The sequence below is a fragment of the Alkalibacillus silvisoli genome (assembly GCF_039521975.1).
Taxonomy (GTDB): Bacteria; Bacillota; Bacilli; order Bacillales; family Alkalibacillaceae; genus Alkalibacillus; species Alkalibacillus silvisoli.
On sequence record NZ_BAAACZ010000030.1, the window covers coordinates 14,732 to 27,393 of the forward strand.

A 12,662-nucleotide genomic window follows, 5' to 3' on the forward strand; every position below is an offset into this window, starting at 1 on the left:
ATGAGCAAATACACACATATCTTTTTTGATGAATTTATGAATTTAAACCAATCACAACAAGCGTTTGTTATGTCGCTTATGATTTCAACATTTACCACGACATTTGATGATTTTAAGAAGGATTACATCAGTGATCAAGAAGTTTATGAATCATTATCAGAAGCAATCAAAACTGCTAAAGAAGTTAGGGAGGTTATATGATGGCACACTTCAGAATGCTTCAACTTGATTTTTGGAAAGACGTTAAAGTCCTAGAAGAATTTACGCCAGAGGATAGACTGTTTTTTATTTATTTACTGACTAATCCCTATACATCATCAATAGGTATTTATCAAATAACGAAAAAAGCTGCTGCCTTTGAACTGGGTTATTCTATTGAATCAATTAACAGTCTGTTTGATCGGTTTGAAAATCATCACAAGTTAATTAAATACAACTCTAAAACTAGAGAGATAGCAATTAAAAACTGGGGAAAACACAACTTTAGAAATTCTGGTAAACCAATATTGGATATGATTTCTAAGGAACTAAAATCATTGAAGGATATCGAATTAATAAAATACGTTTCAGGTCAAATTACAGACCCAAAAATAAAAACATTGTTCGATAATTATTACGATACGTATAACGCATCGTGTAACGATACGTATGACGACACGTATAACGATACGTTCAAAGATGAAGTAGAAAAAAGTGAAAAAGTAGAAGAATGCCGAGATGACGGTATTTTTAACGATACGTCAACGATTCGTCAACGCACCGTACCACGTAAGGGGGGGCAAGAAGTAGAAGTAGAAGTAGAAATAGAACAAGAAGTAGAAGAAGAAGTAGAAGTAGAAGAAGAAGTAGAAATAGAACAAGAAGTAGAAGAAGAAACTCCACAAGCAACTACAACTACTACTAATCTATCAGATGGGTACTTTAATTGTTTTGGTCAATTACCAAACCAATATCAACTTAATGATCTTAATAATTTTAGTAAAAGTCTAGAAGATGATGCTATTCTCTTTGCCATGATTAAAGCTTCTGATCAAGATAAATCTTTTGGGTATGCAAAAGCCATTATTAAAGATTGGATTAAAAAAGGTGTTACGACTTATGATGCTGCTTTAAGAGAACAAGAACAATTTAGTCAATCAAAGCAACCGCAAAAACAGGAAGTGCTACCAAAGTGGTTTAAGGAACGAAAAGAAAAGCCACAACAAGAAGATTATGAACAATTAAGTGAAGAACATAATCAAGAAGTGAACTCTTTTTTTACTCAATTTAAAAAAGGAGTTAAAAATGAGAAGTAGAGAACCATTATGGGATTTTTATAGAAGTGTATTTATGCTATTTGTCTTTTGGCATCATTTTTACTTAACTTTCCCTGATCTCTTTGATTACGTTAAGTGGTTCAACCCATTTGCTGAATTATTTGTAGGGTTAGCAGGTTTTATGATCGGTTGGATCTACTTAAACCGTAGTCATGGCTTAAAGTTCTTTAAAAAAGGGGTTTATGTGTTAGGTGCATATCTTTTAGTGGCTATTCCATATCAAATGTTAATTAACCCTAATTGGCATTCGCTAGTAGATGTGCTGTTGCTAAACACATCAAATACATTGATTGAGGTATTAAAGCTTTATGGTGTTCTATTTGTTTTTGTACCGATACTGATCATTATTTTTAAAAGAGCAAAGATATTTGTTTTGTTGCTCTCACTTGCACTATATCTAATTGGTATAAATGTGCATTTGGAAGGCATGTTTTGGGATAACTTACTTAATCAACTTATGATCTACCAGTTATATTTTGTGATTGGCATCTGGTTAGGTCATTTATATACCAATAATTTATTAATCAACCGTAAGAATATTAAACTATTATTCGTTTGCTTTGTGTTAGCCATAATTGCCCAAATTTCGCATTTTGGGTTCGGATTAGACAAATACCCTTACAACATTCAAAAAGCTTTAAATAACGTTTACATGATTCCTGTGTGCCTGTATTTGATTTATAAATTACATGATTCGATTAAATTCACGTGGTTATATAAACAAATTACAGTCATTGGTCGACATTCATTAGCCGCTTTTGTGATTTCGGAATCAACTAGGATTTTGTGGCTGTTAATACCTGTTTTGCTTTTTGATATTGAAGTGAGTGAGGTGTCAGCAACAATCATTAGCGTATTTTATGCCACTTTATTAATTTGGTTGGTTAACCAATATGCTAGGGCAAAGCAATGTATAGGAGGATTCAAATATGCAGCAAACAACCATTTACGATTATATAGGCATTGAAACAGACCCGGTTTATAAAAGGATTAAACATCTAGAAAAGGGTGAATCTATCAAACTTGGTCATGCGACTGTTACCAAAAATGAGTTTGGATTATACGAATTAGAAACTAATTCAGAGCATGAATCTGCACATGATCTAATTGATTTTTACAACAAAATTGTGTTGCAAAATATGGAGCTAAGCCATGAATGAACAGTTACAAAAATTAGTTATATATGCAGAACGCAAGGTAGGTCGGAAGTTATTGAGTCATGAGGTTAATATTCTTAATTGGATTTTGACCTTTGAGTCTGATGATCGTGAAGATAAATTAAAGCTATTAGATTTGTTTGTCAGAACACATAGTTAGGGGGATTGTAATTGGCATTTGTCAGTTTTAGTAAAAGCAATAATACAACATATGTTTACTTAAAGGCTTATCACCAAAACGATTACCTAGACAACACGTATTATTATTTATACTCGTTTGGACGAATAGACAAAGCAAAAAAAGAAATGGAGAAGATGATCCAACACTTTGACATTCTCTTTCCAGAAGAATTAGAAGAGGAAGGTTTTACTCATGACGATCTAAAAAAATGGCATAAACGAGTTAAGTATAAATTGTTAGAACAGACAACAAAAAACGTGCGGTAAATTAAAGATTATTTATAATCTATAATTTATTCCGCCTATCGCCTATCGGGTCTGGGTTATATCTGCACAAAGATACAAATACATAAGCTTTAAACATCAAGAATTAAGTGCGGTATTTTCCACGAAAAAACACAAAAATAAATTAATTTCAAATTTGTATATAGATAAATTAAAAAAGCGAGGTGAAGGAAGTTGAAGGTAACAAACAATGGCAAGGGACTAACAATTGAAGCTGATTATGTTGAATCAGCCATTCTTACAGAAGCTCTAAGAAAAAGCGTTCTAGCTTATGAACAGGAGAATTCAAAAGAATTTGCAGATGAAGCAAGGGAAATAATCAGCGATTTGATAAATAACCAAGTTGTATAGTTGTTATGGTAAGAGGTTTTAAATTGATTCATGACGGATTATGTTTATTAAAAATTAGATGGACATTAGACGGATAAAACGTAATAGAAAGGATGTTAAGAATGTTAAATAAAGAGCATTTATCAGAAATGAAAGGTATCGAAAACGGTGCGACAATTTGGGGTTATAAGAACGCTAAACTGTTAAGAGAAGTACAACGATTTGACAGTGAATTACTTACGATTATTGATGACTTACAAGAATTAGAACGAATCGAAAATAAAGTGTATGACGGTGCTAAACAATTACCTTACTTTGGTGCAATTCTCAGCGAAAAAGGAAAAGAATTTTTGAATGAACATATTGCGTAATTCGACACTTAAGTTTAGTAAGAAAGGAGAAATCAAAATGAACTATACAAAGTTAGGCGAATTTGTTGAATCATTAATGAAAAGCGTTGTAAAAGGTGAAATTGACGAGAAAGAATTTGTACAATTAGTTGACGAAAAGATTAGCGACTTGAAGAAGGTAAGTGAATAGTACGACCAAACAACGAAGGAGTGTTTTTGTGAAATTCGGTGACAAAATCAGCACTTGTGAATGTTGTGATAAAGAAAAAACATATCTTCAATATAGCAGATACTTCATTGGTTGGATTTGTGAACACTGTTGGGAATCAGTAGCAGAAAGTGTAATCAGTGGTGAGTAGTCCGAAACTAAAACGAATTAAATCAACTCTTGTCGGTATAGTCAAAAATTTGACTATACCACTTTTTTTATGTCGTTTATACAATGGTTTTAACACATTGAAGGGAAGAGGAATCATGCCAGAAAACGAAAACCTTCAAGATGAAGAAATGGAGCAAGAGGAACAAGAGCTAGATGATCGGGAAGGCGAGGAAGAAACTGAAGATCAATTAGATGAAGATCAAGAAGAAGTTGAATCTGAAGAACAACTCAATGAGGAACAAGAAGAAATTGAGGATCTAGAAGAGGAACAACCTGATGAAGAGGATAAAGAAGAACCTGAACCAGATGTGCAGATGGAAGTAGATGATCCGCAAACTGAAGATACAATTAGTGTTATCGAAACAGATAGCGGGTTCATACACATTATTCATGAAATTAGTTTAGGTGATATTTTATTAATTACTATTCTTGTCATGTTGCTATCTTTTCTAGTGATTAAGGCGATTGTGAGGCGATAAGATGTACAGCTATTTAGAATTTGATTTTGACGCTGTATTCATGACTTATATAGTCATCATTTTGAGTTCAATTGCTATTTATTTTCTTGCTCATTTGATCATTAATGCTGTAAGTAGGTGGAAAGATGGAAGTTAAAACGATAGTTTATGAGGCATTTGGTGTCGTTCTTGCTAACCCAGATGTGATGATTTTGATTGCATCTTTCACAATTGTTCTCACCGTCTTAATAACTATTGTTGATCTATTTGACAATAACAGGAGAGTGTAATTATGGGTTCGTTACAAGGTGTTTTTGATTGGGATTTCTTTTGGGGTACATTCGGATTCATATTACAGCTAGTAGCTCCCTTCTTAATGCTAGTAATTGCTATCTTTGCAGTTGGCTTATTACTTGTCGCAGTTGTAAATGCCGTAAGAAACAGTAGGAATTAGGTGATCTTATGCTACCTGAATACCAGTTATTTTTAGATGGTGAAAACTTGGATCAATTTTGGCAGATGGTAAGGTGGCTTTTATTCTTTATAGCACCTATCATTATGATCTTTTTTGCAACTGATGCTATTAAGTTATTAATAAAAGCGATAAGGAAAGGTTTGGGCATGGAAACAACTGAAAAAGATGATGACGATTATGATGTTTATCGTTACTAATCTAGCTATTAATAGCTAGTTTAATAAAATTTTAATTTATTCTAAGGAGGAATTTATTATGACAAATACTATTTTAGGTTCAACAGGTGGAGTTGACTTTTCGGGTGTATCACTTCCTTTTGATGCGGGTGAATTACTAGATGCAGCAATGGGACTGTTAGGAGTTGTTGGTCCATTCGTATTACTAGGACTTGCAATTGTCTTTACTCCTAAGATCATTTCACTTATTCGCAGTGCAGCGGCTACACGTGGTCGCAATAACTAATTTAAAAAGAAAGGGGGCATTGCTCCCTTTTTTTAATCCTAAAACGTGGGGTTTTTTAAATGAAGAAAAAATTACTAATGAGCGTAATGATTTGTTTGTTGGTGTTACATATGCCGATTACATTATTAGCTTTTCAAAATGAAACATACAATTTTGTTGAATCCTATGAATATTTTGAAGCTGGTGAGTTATGGTCAACAGATGCAATAAGAGTTGAGGTTGTAGAGAGCGTTTACTCCTATGAAGCAGAATTATATTCAAGTGGTGAATTGGTCGAATCAATGAACGCTGATGTACAACAAAATTATTGGGGGATTAATTGTAATGGTTATTGGTATATCGATTGGTATGACGAAAGCGGAAATTACTTAGGCTCAGATGAAATTGAAGTTTATGAGATTCAAGATCAAGCAAGTGCTTGTGAGAATAGTCACCAACAAGGTGATGGGGGAATGGATAGTGGTGGCGATATTTGTACATGCTTTTTTGAATCACCGCATTGGCAAGATTACGTTGGTCAAATTGATGACATTATTGGAACTATTCCAGAGCCACCTAATTGGAATCGAGTAGCTGATACGTTTTATGACCGAGTTGTTCCACAATTAGTTAGTGATTTTGAACAGATGTTGGGCACAGCACCATCAGCTCCAACTTTGCCAACAGTCGAAGAGCCAAATCCGATTGAACAACCTGAACAGCCTACAAGCAACTTAGATGATCGTAATATCAGTGATAGCGAACCAACTTTTGAAAGTCCTTCCGAAATGGAAGATGCGAGTTTTGATGAAGATGATCTCATGAATGAAGCAGAGGAAATTGAGTTTAGAGAAGATGAAAGTGAAGGGTTTGAAATCAGTGATCCGGTTGATAGTTTGCCAGAGTTACCAGATGATGATTTACCTATACCAGGAGAAACTGATCCAGGTGATTATGGTGATCATCAGCCAGAACAGGAAGAGGTTGAATTTCCTGAAAGTCCATCAAATGATGATGCAGGTGATCCGATACCAGATGAACCTCCCGCACCAGATGAAGGGGAGGAAGAAGCACCTACTCCTGGTGATGAACCGAGTGATGCACCTGTACCAGGTGGATCTGATGATGATCTTGAAGGTAGCGAGTATTACATGGATCAACCTAAAGGGGAGTGAAGATAGTGTCACAACAAGTTTTGCAATTGGTGGTTGATTACGTATTTGGAACTGTCCTTTTTTATTTAGCCCCCATTATTTTAGTGATAGCGATTATTTTGTTTAGTGATGAAATTATTAGCTTAATTTATAGATCGCTTGGTAAGAGCAACGGAAGATATTAATGGTGATTGAGGTTGGTAGATATGAGCCAGTTATTCATAACAGAGTTAATTATACTGGGGATTTTTGGGGATACGTTTGGGGAGTTGTTCTCATTCCTTGGCGATATCGTAGGTTCAATAGCTAGTGTCATATGGGATGCTATTTCTTGGATAGGTAACTTAATTTGGGATGCAATCACATGGTTAGGTGAATTGTTAAGGGATATATTTCAATTTTTGATAGACTTACTTATTTCTTTCTTTGAAGTGATCTATGCCTTGATTGATGGTTTCTTCTACTTTCTTTATAACATTGGTTTATTGGCAGTCAAAGTATTTATGATCTTTTTTGAGGTCGGTAGATTGATTATTAGCTTTATTCAAGGTATTACAGCGACTCTACAGTCATTATTCTTTACACCTGGTAGCACTGGTGGGCATGGTTATTCTGGAATGCTAGGTCAAATATTCGCAGCATTAGAAGTATTCCAGTTAAATGTGATTGCTTATGTATTGTTGTTCATTATCTGGATTAGTACAGCCTTTACCGTTGTACGTATTCTATCTAATTTGAGAGGGGCAGGTGGTTCTTGATGTTAGATGGTATTCGTGATTTTGTAGATACAATTTTTGAGCCTCCTTTAACATTTTTAGATTTAGCCATTAATAACTTACAAAACGTCAGCATGATCACCGCTCAAGGTATAGATTTATCCAATTACACCATGGTTTTTAGAGATATGCCGAGTGAATGGCAAATGGCTGTACAGTCTTTACTTATTGCGGTTGTCATGATTGGTACATTACTTTTATTCAGATTAGTATTTAGAACATATTTTGCAGTGAAGGACGGTGTTAAGTGGTGGTAGATGCGTTTATTTATATGTATGTGGTTGGACTAGGTACAAGCTTGGGGATCGGTACAGTCGTTTGGTTAGGTTATAAGTATCACCAACGTACGAATAACAAGAAAAGCAAAGGAAGAAAGGCGGTTCTCTAGATGTTTAGAAAAAAGAATGAGGATTTCTTTGAGGAAACAGATGACATTCTAGTAGTTTTTGATGATGGACAGAAAACGAGTGATATAAGTCGTATTAGTAGTGTGAATGAAGAATCCATAGTTGTAACAGGAAAATATAACGTACCTTATCATGATTGTGAAATAACAACAGGTCCTGATGGTCGTATTTTCTTTTATCGTGCTCCAAGTGAGTCAATTAAAGAAACAAAGCGTTTAGCAGAGTTAGAACGGAATACAATCCTTAGTCAAATTGCTAATTACCGTTACCAAGAAGAGAGTAGCGTTGATATTAGCAAGATTGCGTTAATCGCTGTGACTATGGTTTCTGTTTTAATGTTAGGACTTTCAAGTTGCCAGGGGTGATTAAATGAATGATCAAAATGCAAAAAATGCAGACAAACTACAGTCAGTTATTAGTGATAACTTGTTCCCAGAAGTACAACATGTGAGTGATGTTAAACAGGTTTTAGAAAACATGGAGAACAAAGCTCAGGATCTAAGGCCTGAACAAATTAAGGCAATTATGTATTTGAGGGATTTAGGCGACAATCCTTACTTACATGGTGAGGAAAATCCGTATGAGGGTTTAATTAAATTCATTATGGAAGGTAAGAAGCTAGTTGCGAACCCTTCATACTACATTGAAACAATTGAAGCATTAATACCAAAACCACCTAAGCCAATTGTTATGGCAGAGAAAGACAAAGGAGGGAAGAGGTAATGGCTTATCACATCTTTATTGAAGGTGGACTAGGAGCAGGTAAGACTTTAACTATGTCTATATTAGCTCACCATTGGCGGCACAAGGTAAGGGAACAGGGTGGCGATATAGCTTTATTTAGTAACTATGGTTTAAAAGATTCATCTAATATGTTCGATTATAAAGATTGGTATGATGTAGCACGAGTGCAGGGGAGCATTTGTTGTTGGGACGAAGCACAAATGGCTTTTGATAGTCGTCAGTCATTGAAAAGCACTTCAATTTACGCAACGCAATTGCTCATGTACGTACGTAAAATGAAGTCGATACAAATGTATTGTAGTCCATCTATTCAAAATGTTGATGGTCGAATTCGTCAGATTGTAGAAGTTTTGGTGAGTGTATCAAACCGTGGTAAAAAAGGCATGGTTTTAAACTTTTTTGATTACCAGGCTAAACAGTATGGGGCAAATGGTAAGTTTCTACATTCTCAATTTGTACCTAACTACAAGCTAAAACAAATATATAAAGCGAACCTTTATGATACGCATAATATGGTACAAGGTTTTCCGTTACCTAATACAGAGCGTAAAGCAAGTGAGTTCTTTGAAGAATTAGAACGTATCCATAATGAAAGTCGAAAGGTGGTAGCGTTATGATTAGTATTTTGCCGATTGAATATAGAGCTAAAGATCCAAGGCAATTACTCTATCATTTCCCATCAATGCCAGTCGTTAAATACGCAAAAATGATGCAAGAGTATAGTTTTAATCACGCTTTGTCAGTTGCTGAAGATGTGGCACACAAAAATGGTTACATTTTAGTGCCATACAAGTGTATGCATTGGGAACGTAAAAAGCGTTTTGTCGATAGACGAGTGAAAATAGGTCGCAACTCATTTTTTATGATGAAGCAGCATGAGTTAACAAAGTCAGAGAAAGCCAAGCTAGATGATTATATTGAGGAATTGGAGGGTGTTGGTTAATGGTTTTATTAACGAATGAAGAAGTTAGAGAGTTATTTCAAGACATGGAACATACCAAGGCACGTATTTTAATTAGCATGAAAAGTTACCTTAACAAGTATCAAGTAGAAGAAAAGTACAAGCTGTTTGAAGTAGCTTACAATGATCTAATTAAAGACTTGAAAAGAGATAAAGTAAGTCCTTCCGTTGATTTAGCTGTTTACCAACAAGATTTATTAAACATGTTTCTAGTTATCTATTTAAACCGTATTAGTGAGCAAAGAATTATCTATATGTTCTTAGAGGTCATGGATCGGATTGAACCTTATTACGTTAGGAGGTTTGTGCTCAATGAAGCGAATTGAATTTGAAAAAGGTGAGTTATCCATATTGTTAATGCTACTTAAGTTCATGAAAAGCTACACCAAACAAGCTTTGATTAATCAGTTTGGGAAAGAGCAGGGGAAAGCACAGTTTAACAATTATAAATCGTTAATTAGTGAATTAAGTCAAGCTGCTGGGAAGGTTGATGAACAGAGTGCAAATGTTGGGGTTGAGTTGAATGGTGAACACGTTAAGATATTGCAGATGTTTTTGACGGGGTATTTGCAGCAGATGGGGACAGATACATCTAATGCACAAGTGTTGATGAATGTTAGAGAAAAAGTGAGTTAGGAGGTGGCATTTTGAAAAAGAAAATATTAATTACAACACTTTTATTTTTATTATTAATACCGTTAACTATTAACGCTGATGAACGTGAATATTATATTGTATTTGATGAACCTATATCCACCGAAGTGTATCAAGAAATAACAATAAATGGATCTGGTGAATTTTATCATTTAACTGCATTTGATCATGATCGTATATTTTCTCCATATCATTCGAGGGACACACCAGAAGAACTACCCTACACGACAGCCTCTATGGTTAGTTCTTTTGAATATATAAAATATTTTAGAATTCGGGGTCATGAGAACAGTAATCTAAATGTAACAGGTGTTGATGTTATACCAGAAACAAACTACACGATTACCACCGAAGAACCACAAGAAAAATTAAACATTAAAGAATTACAATATATTACAAATACAAACTCTATAGAATTAACTTATTTCATACCAGAACATGACGGGTTTAATTATGTCCAGTTTTATTTAAATGAAGAAGTTTACGGAATTACAGAAGAAGAAAAGTATTCGATAACTGATTTAGAACCTAATACAAGTTATGAAATAGGTTTTAAGTCTGTTTATGAAGATGGCGAAGAAACAGAAACAGAAACGATCAATGTTACAACAAATGAACCAGAATTAGAAAACGTGGAAAATATAAGCGCAAATGAAAACATTGGTTCAATTGATTTAATTTACAATTTACCAACTACAAATGGTTTTGATCATTTAGAAATTTATTTAAATGGTGAATTGCATACAACGACAGCAGAAGAAGAATATTCAATAACTGGACTAGAACCTAGTACAAGTTATGAAATAGGTTTTAAGTCTGTTTATGAAGATGGAGAAGAAACAGACTTAAAAACGGTTGACGTTACAACAAATGAACCAGAAGTAGAACCAGGACAACAAGAAGTTCAAAATTTAACTGCCGATAATTCAGAAGAAGAAAAAATAAATTTAAGTTGGGATAATCCAGAATACTACTTTGATAAAGCAATAATTTATCGTAAAACAACAAGCGAAGGGCATGAAGTTTCTTTAAATTCTTTAAATTTTAATCTTTTTCAAAGTTACACGGTGCATGCTGACGAAACAGGGGACGATCACGAACCTATCTTTGAAACAAACGGTACCGAATTTAGCGACTTAACAGTTGAAGAAGGTAATGAGTACGAATACAAAGTCACAACAGAATATGATGGAATAGAATCAGAGGGTGTTTACGTACAAACAACAGCGCCTACACCACCAATTATAGACATTAGTGATGTTAGTTTACCATTTGGAGCTGAAGGATTGTTGGATTCTAGTTCATCAATTTTAAAACTTATTGGTGGCTTTGTATTGTTATCATTAGCAATCATGTTTGTACCTAAGATTATTCGATTAATCGTTGAAGCAGCAAAAAAGAGAAATAAGAATCTAAGGAATACTAGAGTTCGATAAATGATTTTATGAAACACAATAAATAATATGTTTCATAGTCGGATAAGCTACAAACCTTGGTATGACAGCATTTTTATATAAATGCTGTTTCTTTTTAAGAATTTAATAAACTTATTGTATTCTTCTATATAATAGAAAGAAACTCAATGTATATAAAATGAGGTGGTTAAATGGATCTGACAATGAGTTATAAAGAGGCTTATGAACTTGTTAATGATCATGGCTATGATAGTTTAATAGATCATGTTAGTGAGTTGTTTCCTAACAACGTTTTATACAGTTGTAGTACAGGTTGGTTTATGTATGGTGCTAAGTACATTTGTAAGCTACAAGGTAGATATGGTGATATTGTTATAAGTTGGAGTGATCAAGATGAATGAAGTTCAACCAATTAGAGATCCAGAAGTGATTGAGAAAATGAAAAGCATTCTACTAAAACGATCATATAGAGATTGGTTTTTATTTGTAATGGGGATTAATACTGGCCTGCGAATAAGTGACTTGCTAAGCTTAAAAGTGGAAGATGTTAAGAATAAAACGCACATAACCATTCAAGAGCAGAAAACAGGTAAAATGAAGCGTTTTAGGATCAACACTGATCTAAGTGATCATATAAGTGAATATATAGCAAACATGAGTGATCAGGATTATATGTTTAAGTCTAAGCGGTCTAATAAGCCGATTAAACGTGTACAAGCCTATAAAATATTAAATGCAGCTGCACGATCTGTAGGAGTTAGCGAAATTGGCACTCATACCCTTAGAAAAACATTCGGATATCATTTTTATAAAAGAACTAAAGATGTGGCATTGCTGCAAGACATCTTTAACCATTCAGCACCTTCAATTACACTTAGGTATATTGGTATTAATCAAGATATTATAGATCAAGCCATTGATGATTTTAGCTTATAAGAAAAAAATTAGCCCTCAATAAAAATTGAAGGCTAAAATATTTCTACACATATTCTACACAATATAACACCAAAACCCTATTAAAACAGTATTTAGAAGACTATAACAACCCCGACCACCGGTATTACCAAGTAAAGATAAGATAAGTTTTGAATAATACAGCAATCAAGACTGTTGATATATCAACAGTCTTGATTGCTGTTATTTTGACTCTATACTAAATGTGGTGGTGTCCCTAGATACA

29 protein-coding genes are annotated in these 12,662 nt (G+C 34.0%); all 29 read left to right on the top strand.

The features are described from left to right. The 29 genes from ABDZ63_RS15120 to ABDZ63_RS15260 all read left to right on the top strand — a co-directional run bounded on the left by ABDZ63_RS15120 (position 1) and on the right by ABDZ63_RS15260 (position 12,418). Positions 1-201 (top strand): hypothetical protein, encoded by a 201-nt coding sequence (locus ABDZ63_RS15120; RefSeq protein ID WP_343784933.1) that lies wholly within the window; start codon positions 1-3, stop codon positions 199-201. Continuing rightward, positions 201-1,295, top strand: a complete 1,095-nt coding sequence (locus ABDZ63_RS15125; RefSeq protein WP_343784935.1) for a DnaD domain protein — start codon at positions 201-203, stop codon at positions 1,293-1,295. The genes ABDZ63_RS15120 and ABDZ63_RS15125 overlap by 1 nt, the downstream gene beginning before the upstream one ends. Beyond that, positions 1,285-2,283 carry an OpgC domain-containing protein gene (opgC, locus tag ABDZ63_RS15130; protein WP_343784937.1) on the top strand — a complete coding sequence of 333 codons (999 nt, stop codon included), beginning with the start codon at positions 1,285-1,287 and terminating at the stop codon, positions 2,281-2,283. The genes ABDZ63_RS15125 and opgC overlap by 11 nt, the downstream gene beginning before the upstream one ends. Next, the gene (locus tag ABDZ63_RS15135) at positions 2,246-2,476 is read left to right on the top strand and encodes a hypothetical protein (protein WP_343784939.1); all 231 of its coding nucleotides are present in this window, start codon (positions 2,246-2,248) and stop codon (positions 2,474-2,476) included. Before opgC ends, ABDZ63_RS15135 begins: the two co-directional genes overlap by 38 nt. After that, a complete protein-coding gene (locus tag ABDZ63_RS15140; protein ID WP_343784941.1) occupies positions 2,469-2,633 on the top strand; it encodes a hypothetical protein in 165 nt (54 codons plus the stop codon). Before ABDZ63_RS15135 ends, ABDZ63_RS15140 begins: the two co-directional genes overlap by 8 nt. A gap of 11 nt (positions 2,634-2,644) precedes the next feature. Then, complete coding sequence (locus tag ABDZ63_RS15145) at positions 2,645-2,920, top strand: hypothetical protein (protein WP_343784943.1); 276 nt, start codon at positions 2,645-2,647, stop codon at positions 2,918-2,920. Between the two features lie 192 nt (positions 2,921-3,112). Next, complete coding sequence (locus ABDZ63_RS15150) at positions 3,113-3,289, top strand: hypothetical protein (protein ID WP_343784945.1); 177 nt, start codon at positions 3,113-3,115, stop codon at positions 3,287-3,289. Between the two features lie 101 nt (positions 3,290-3,390). Further along, complete coding sequence (locus tag ABDZ63_RS15155) at positions 3,391-3,639, top strand: hypothetical protein (RefSeq protein ID WP_343784947.1); 249 nt, start codon at positions 3,391-3,393, stop codon at positions 3,637-3,639. Between the two features lie 37 nt (positions 3,640-3,676). Further along, positions 3,677-3,808 (top strand): hypothetical protein, encoded by a 132-nt coding sequence (locus tag ABDZ63_RS15160; protein ID WP_343784949.1) that lies wholly within the window; start codon positions 3,677-3,679, stop codon positions 3,806-3,808. Between the two features lie 284 nt (positions 3,809-4,092). After that, positions 4,093-4,476, top strand: a complete 384-nt coding sequence (locus ABDZ63_RS15165; RefSeq protein ID WP_343784951.1) for a hypothetical protein — start codon at positions 4,093-4,095, stop codon at positions 4,474-4,476. A 1-nt stretch (position 4,477) separates the two neighbouring features. Then, entirely contained in the window at positions 4,478-4,612 is a 135-nt protein-coding gene (locus ABDZ63_RS15170; RefSeq protein WP_343784952.1) for a hypothetical protein, read from the top strand. Further along, the gene (locus ABDZ63_RS15175; protein ID WP_343784954.1) at positions 4,602-4,745 is read left to right on the top strand and encodes a hypothetical protein; all 144 of its coding nucleotides are present in this window, start codon (positions 4,602-4,604) and stop codon (positions 4,743-4,745) included. Before ABDZ63_RS15170 ends, ABDZ63_RS15175 begins: the two co-directional genes overlap by 11 nt. Positions 4,746-4,747: 2 nt before the next feature. Continuing rightward, positions 4,748-4,909, top strand: coding sequence for a PTS ascorbate transporter subunit IIC (locus ABDZ63_RS15180; protein ID WP_343784956.1), 162 nt, complete (start codon positions 4,748-4,750; stop codon positions 4,907-4,909). 8 nt (positions 4,910-4,917) lie between these two features. Continuing rightward, complete coding sequence (locus tag ABDZ63_RS15185; RefSeq protein WP_343784958.1) at positions 4,918-5,127, top strand: hypothetical protein; 210 nt, start codon at positions 4,918-4,920, stop codon at positions 5,125-5,127. Positions 5,128-5,185: 58 nt separating this feature from the next. Then, complete coding sequence (locus tag ABDZ63_RS15190; RefSeq protein WP_343784960.1) at positions 5,186-5,392, top strand: hypothetical protein; 207 nt, start codon at positions 5,186-5,188, stop codon at positions 5,390-5,392. Positions 5,393-5,469: 77 nt separating this feature from the next. After that, a complete protein-coding gene (locus ABDZ63_RS15195; RefSeq protein ID WP_343784962.1) occupies positions 5,470-6,546 on the top strand; it encodes an ICP22 family protein in 1,077 nt (358 codons plus the stop codon). Between the two features lie 5 nt (positions 6,547-6,551). Continuing rightward, positions 6,552-6,710 (top strand): hypothetical protein, encoded by a 159-nt coding sequence (locus ABDZ63_RS15200; protein WP_343784964.1) that lies wholly within the window; start codon positions 6,552-6,554, stop codon positions 6,708-6,710. Positions 6,711-6,731: 21 nt separating this feature from the next. Further along, complete coding sequence (locus ABDZ63_RS15205; RefSeq protein ID WP_343784966.1) at positions 6,732-7,283, top strand: hypothetical protein; 552 nt, start codon at positions 6,732-6,734, stop codon at positions 7,281-7,283. Further along, positions 7,283-7,558, top strand: coding sequence for a hypothetical protein (locus ABDZ63_RS15210; protein ID WP_343785027.1), 276 nt, complete (start codon positions 7,283-7,285; stop codon positions 7,556-7,558). The genes ABDZ63_RS15205 and ABDZ63_RS15210 overlap by 1 nt, the downstream gene beginning before the upstream one ends. Then, positions 7,549-7,689, top strand: a complete 141-nt coding sequence (locus ABDZ63_RS15215; protein WP_343784968.1) for a hypothetical protein — start codon at positions 7,549-7,551, stop codon at positions 7,687-7,689. The genes ABDZ63_RS15210 and ABDZ63_RS15215 overlap by 10 nt, the downstream gene beginning before the upstream one ends. Then, positions 7,690-8,073, top strand: a complete 384-nt coding sequence (locus tag ABDZ63_RS15220) for a hypothetical protein (protein WP_343784969.1) — start codon at positions 7,690-7,692, stop codon at positions 8,071-8,073. Between the two features lie 4 nt (positions 8,074-8,077). After that, positions 8,078-8,431, top strand: coding sequence for a hypothetical protein (locus ABDZ63_RS15225; protein ID WP_343784971.1), 354 nt, complete (start codon positions 8,078-8,080; stop codon positions 8,429-8,431). Beyond that, a complete protein-coding gene (locus tag ABDZ63_RS15230; protein ID WP_343784973.1) occupies positions 8,431-9,069 on the top strand; it encodes an ATPase in 639 nt (212 codons plus the stop codon). Before ABDZ63_RS15225 ends, ABDZ63_RS15230 begins: the two co-directional genes overlap by 1 nt. Beyond that, positions 9,066-9,395 carry a hypothetical protein gene (locus tag ABDZ63_RS15235; protein WP_343784975.1) on the top strand — a complete coding sequence of 110 codons (330 nt, stop codon included), beginning with the start codon at positions 9,066-9,068 and terminating at the stop codon, positions 9,393-9,395. The genes ABDZ63_RS15230 and ABDZ63_RS15235 overlap by 4 nt, the downstream gene beginning before the upstream one ends. Next, positions 9,395-9,739 (top strand): hypothetical protein, encoded by a 345-nt coding sequence (locus ABDZ63_RS15240; protein WP_343784977.1) that lies wholly within the window; start codon positions 9,395-9,397, stop codon positions 9,737-9,739. Before ABDZ63_RS15235 ends, ABDZ63_RS15240 begins: the two co-directional genes overlap by 1 nt. Further along, entirely contained in the window at positions 9,726-10,049 is a 324-nt protein-coding gene (locus ABDZ63_RS15245) for a hypothetical protein (protein ID WP_343784979.1), read from the top strand. The genes ABDZ63_RS15240 and ABDZ63_RS15245 overlap by 14 nt, the downstream gene beginning before the upstream one ends. Before the next feature lie 11 nt (positions 10,050-10,060). Further along, positions 10,061-11,503 (top strand): fibronectin type III domain-containing protein, encoded by a 1,443-nt coding sequence (locus ABDZ63_RS15250; RefSeq protein ID WP_343784980.1) that lies wholly within the window; start codon positions 10,061-10,063, stop codon positions 11,501-11,503. 170 nt (positions 11,504-11,673) lie between these two features. Further along, positions 11,674-11,883 carry a hypothetical protein gene (locus ABDZ63_RS15255; protein WP_343784982.1) on the top strand — a complete coding sequence of 70 codons (210 nt, stop codon included), beginning with the start codon at positions 11,674-11,676 and terminating at the stop codon, positions 11,881-11,883. Continuing rightward, the gene (locus tag ABDZ63_RS15260) at positions 11,876-12,418 is read left to right on the top strand and encodes a site-specific integrase (RefSeq protein WP_343784984.1); all 543 of its coding nucleotides are present in this window, start codon (positions 11,876-11,878) and stop codon (positions 12,416-12,418) included. The genes ABDZ63_RS15255 and ABDZ63_RS15260 overlap by 8 nt, the downstream gene beginning before the upstream one ends. Positions 12,419-12,662: the final 244 nt, after the last annotated feature.

Bases quoted from the DNA above. Each gene is read 5' to 3' on its own strand.
- ABDZ63_RS15125 (WP_343784935.1), top strand. From the start codon at position 201: ATGGCACACTTCAGAATGCTTCAACTTGATTTTTGGAAAGACGTTAAA.
- ABDZ63_RS15135 (WP_343784939.1), top strand. From the start codon at position 2,246: ATGCAGCAAACAACCATTTACGATTATATAGGCATTGAAACAGACCCG.
- ABDZ63_RS15260 (WP_343784984.1), top strand. From the start codon at position 11,876: ATGAATGAAGTTCAACCAATTAGAGATCCAGAAGTGATTGAGAAAATG.
- opgC (WP_343784937.1), top strand. From the start codon at position 1,285: ATGAGAAGTAGAGAACCATTATGGGATTTTTATAGAAGTGTATTTATG.
- ABDZ63_RS15155 (WP_343784947.1), top strand. From the start codon at position 3,391: ATGTTAAATAAAGAGCATTTATCAGAAATGAAAGGTATCGAAAACGGT.
- ABDZ63_RS15160 (WP_343784949.1), top strand. From the start codon at position 3,677: ATGAACTATACAAAGTTAGGCGAATTTGTTGAATCATTAATGAAAAGC.
- ABDZ63_RS15235 (WP_343784975.1), top strand. From the start codon at position 9,066: ATGATTAGTATTTTGCCGATTGAATATAGAGCTAAAGATCCAAGGCAA.
- ABDZ63_RS15185 (WP_343784958.1), top strand. From the start codon at position 4,918: ATGCTACCTGAATACCAGTTATTTTTAGATGGTGAAAACTTGGATCAA.
- ABDZ63_RS15230 (WP_343784973.1), top strand. From the start codon at position 8,431: ATGGCTTATCACATCTTTATTGAAGGTGGACTAGGAGCAGGTAAGACT.
- ABDZ63_RS15245 (WP_343784979.1), top strand. From the start codon at position 9,726: ATGAAGCGAATTGAATTTGAAAAAGGTGAGTTATCCATATTGTTAATG.
- ABDZ63_RS15140 (WP_343784941.1), top strand. From the start codon at position 2,469: ATGAATGAACAGTTACAAAAATTAGTTATATATGCAGAACGCAAGGTA.
- ABDZ63_RS15255 (WP_343784982.1), top strand. From the start codon at position 11,674: ATGGATCTGACAATGAGTTATAAAGAGGCTTATGAACTTGTTAATGAT.
- ABDZ63_RS15165 (WP_343784951.1), top strand. From the start codon at position 4,093: ATGCCAGAAAACGAAAACCTTCAAGATGAAGAAATGGAGCAAGAGGAA.
- ABDZ63_RS15220 (WP_343784969.1), top strand. From the start codon at position 7,690: ATGTTTAGAAAAAAGAATGAGGATTTCTTTGAGGAAACAGATGACATT.
- ABDZ63_RS15170 (WP_343784952.1), top strand. From the start codon at position 4,478: ATGTACAGCTATTTAGAATTTGATTTTGACGCTGTATTCATGACTTAT.
- ABDZ63_RS15225 (WP_343784971.1), top strand. From the start codon at position 8,078: ATGAATGATCAAAATGCAAAAAATGCAGACAAACTACAGTCAGTTATT.
- ABDZ63_RS15240 (WP_343784977.1), top strand. From the start codon at position 9,395: ATGGTTTTATTAACGAATGAAGAAGTTAGAGAGTTATTTCAAGACATG.
- ABDZ63_RS15190 (WP_343784960.1), top strand. From the start codon at position 5,186: ATGACAAATACTATTTTAGGTTCAACAGGTGGAGTTGACTTTTCGGGT.
- ABDZ63_RS15120 (WP_343784933.1), top strand. From the start codon at position 1: ATGAGCAAATACACACATATCTTTTTTGATGAATTTATGAATTTAAAC.
- ABDZ63_RS15210 (WP_343785027.1), top strand. From the start codon at position 7,283: ATGTTAGATGGTATTCGTGATTTTGTAGATACAATTTTTGAGCCTCCT.
- ABDZ63_RS15205 (WP_343784966.1), top strand. From the start codon at position 6,732: ATGAGCCAGTTATTCATAACAGAGTTAATTATACTGGGGATTTTTGGG.
- ABDZ63_RS15180 (WP_343784956.1), top strand. From the start codon at position 4,748: ATGGGTTCGTTACAAGGTGTTTTTGATTGGGATTTCTTTTGGGGTACA.
- ABDZ63_RS15195 (WP_343784962.1), top strand. From the start codon at position 5,470: ATGAGCGTAATGATTTGTTTGTTGGTGTTACATATGCCGATTACATTA.
- ABDZ63_RS15175 (WP_343784954.1), top strand. From the start codon at position 4,602: ATGGAAGTTAAAACGATAGTTTATGAGGCATTTGGTGTCGTTCTTGCT.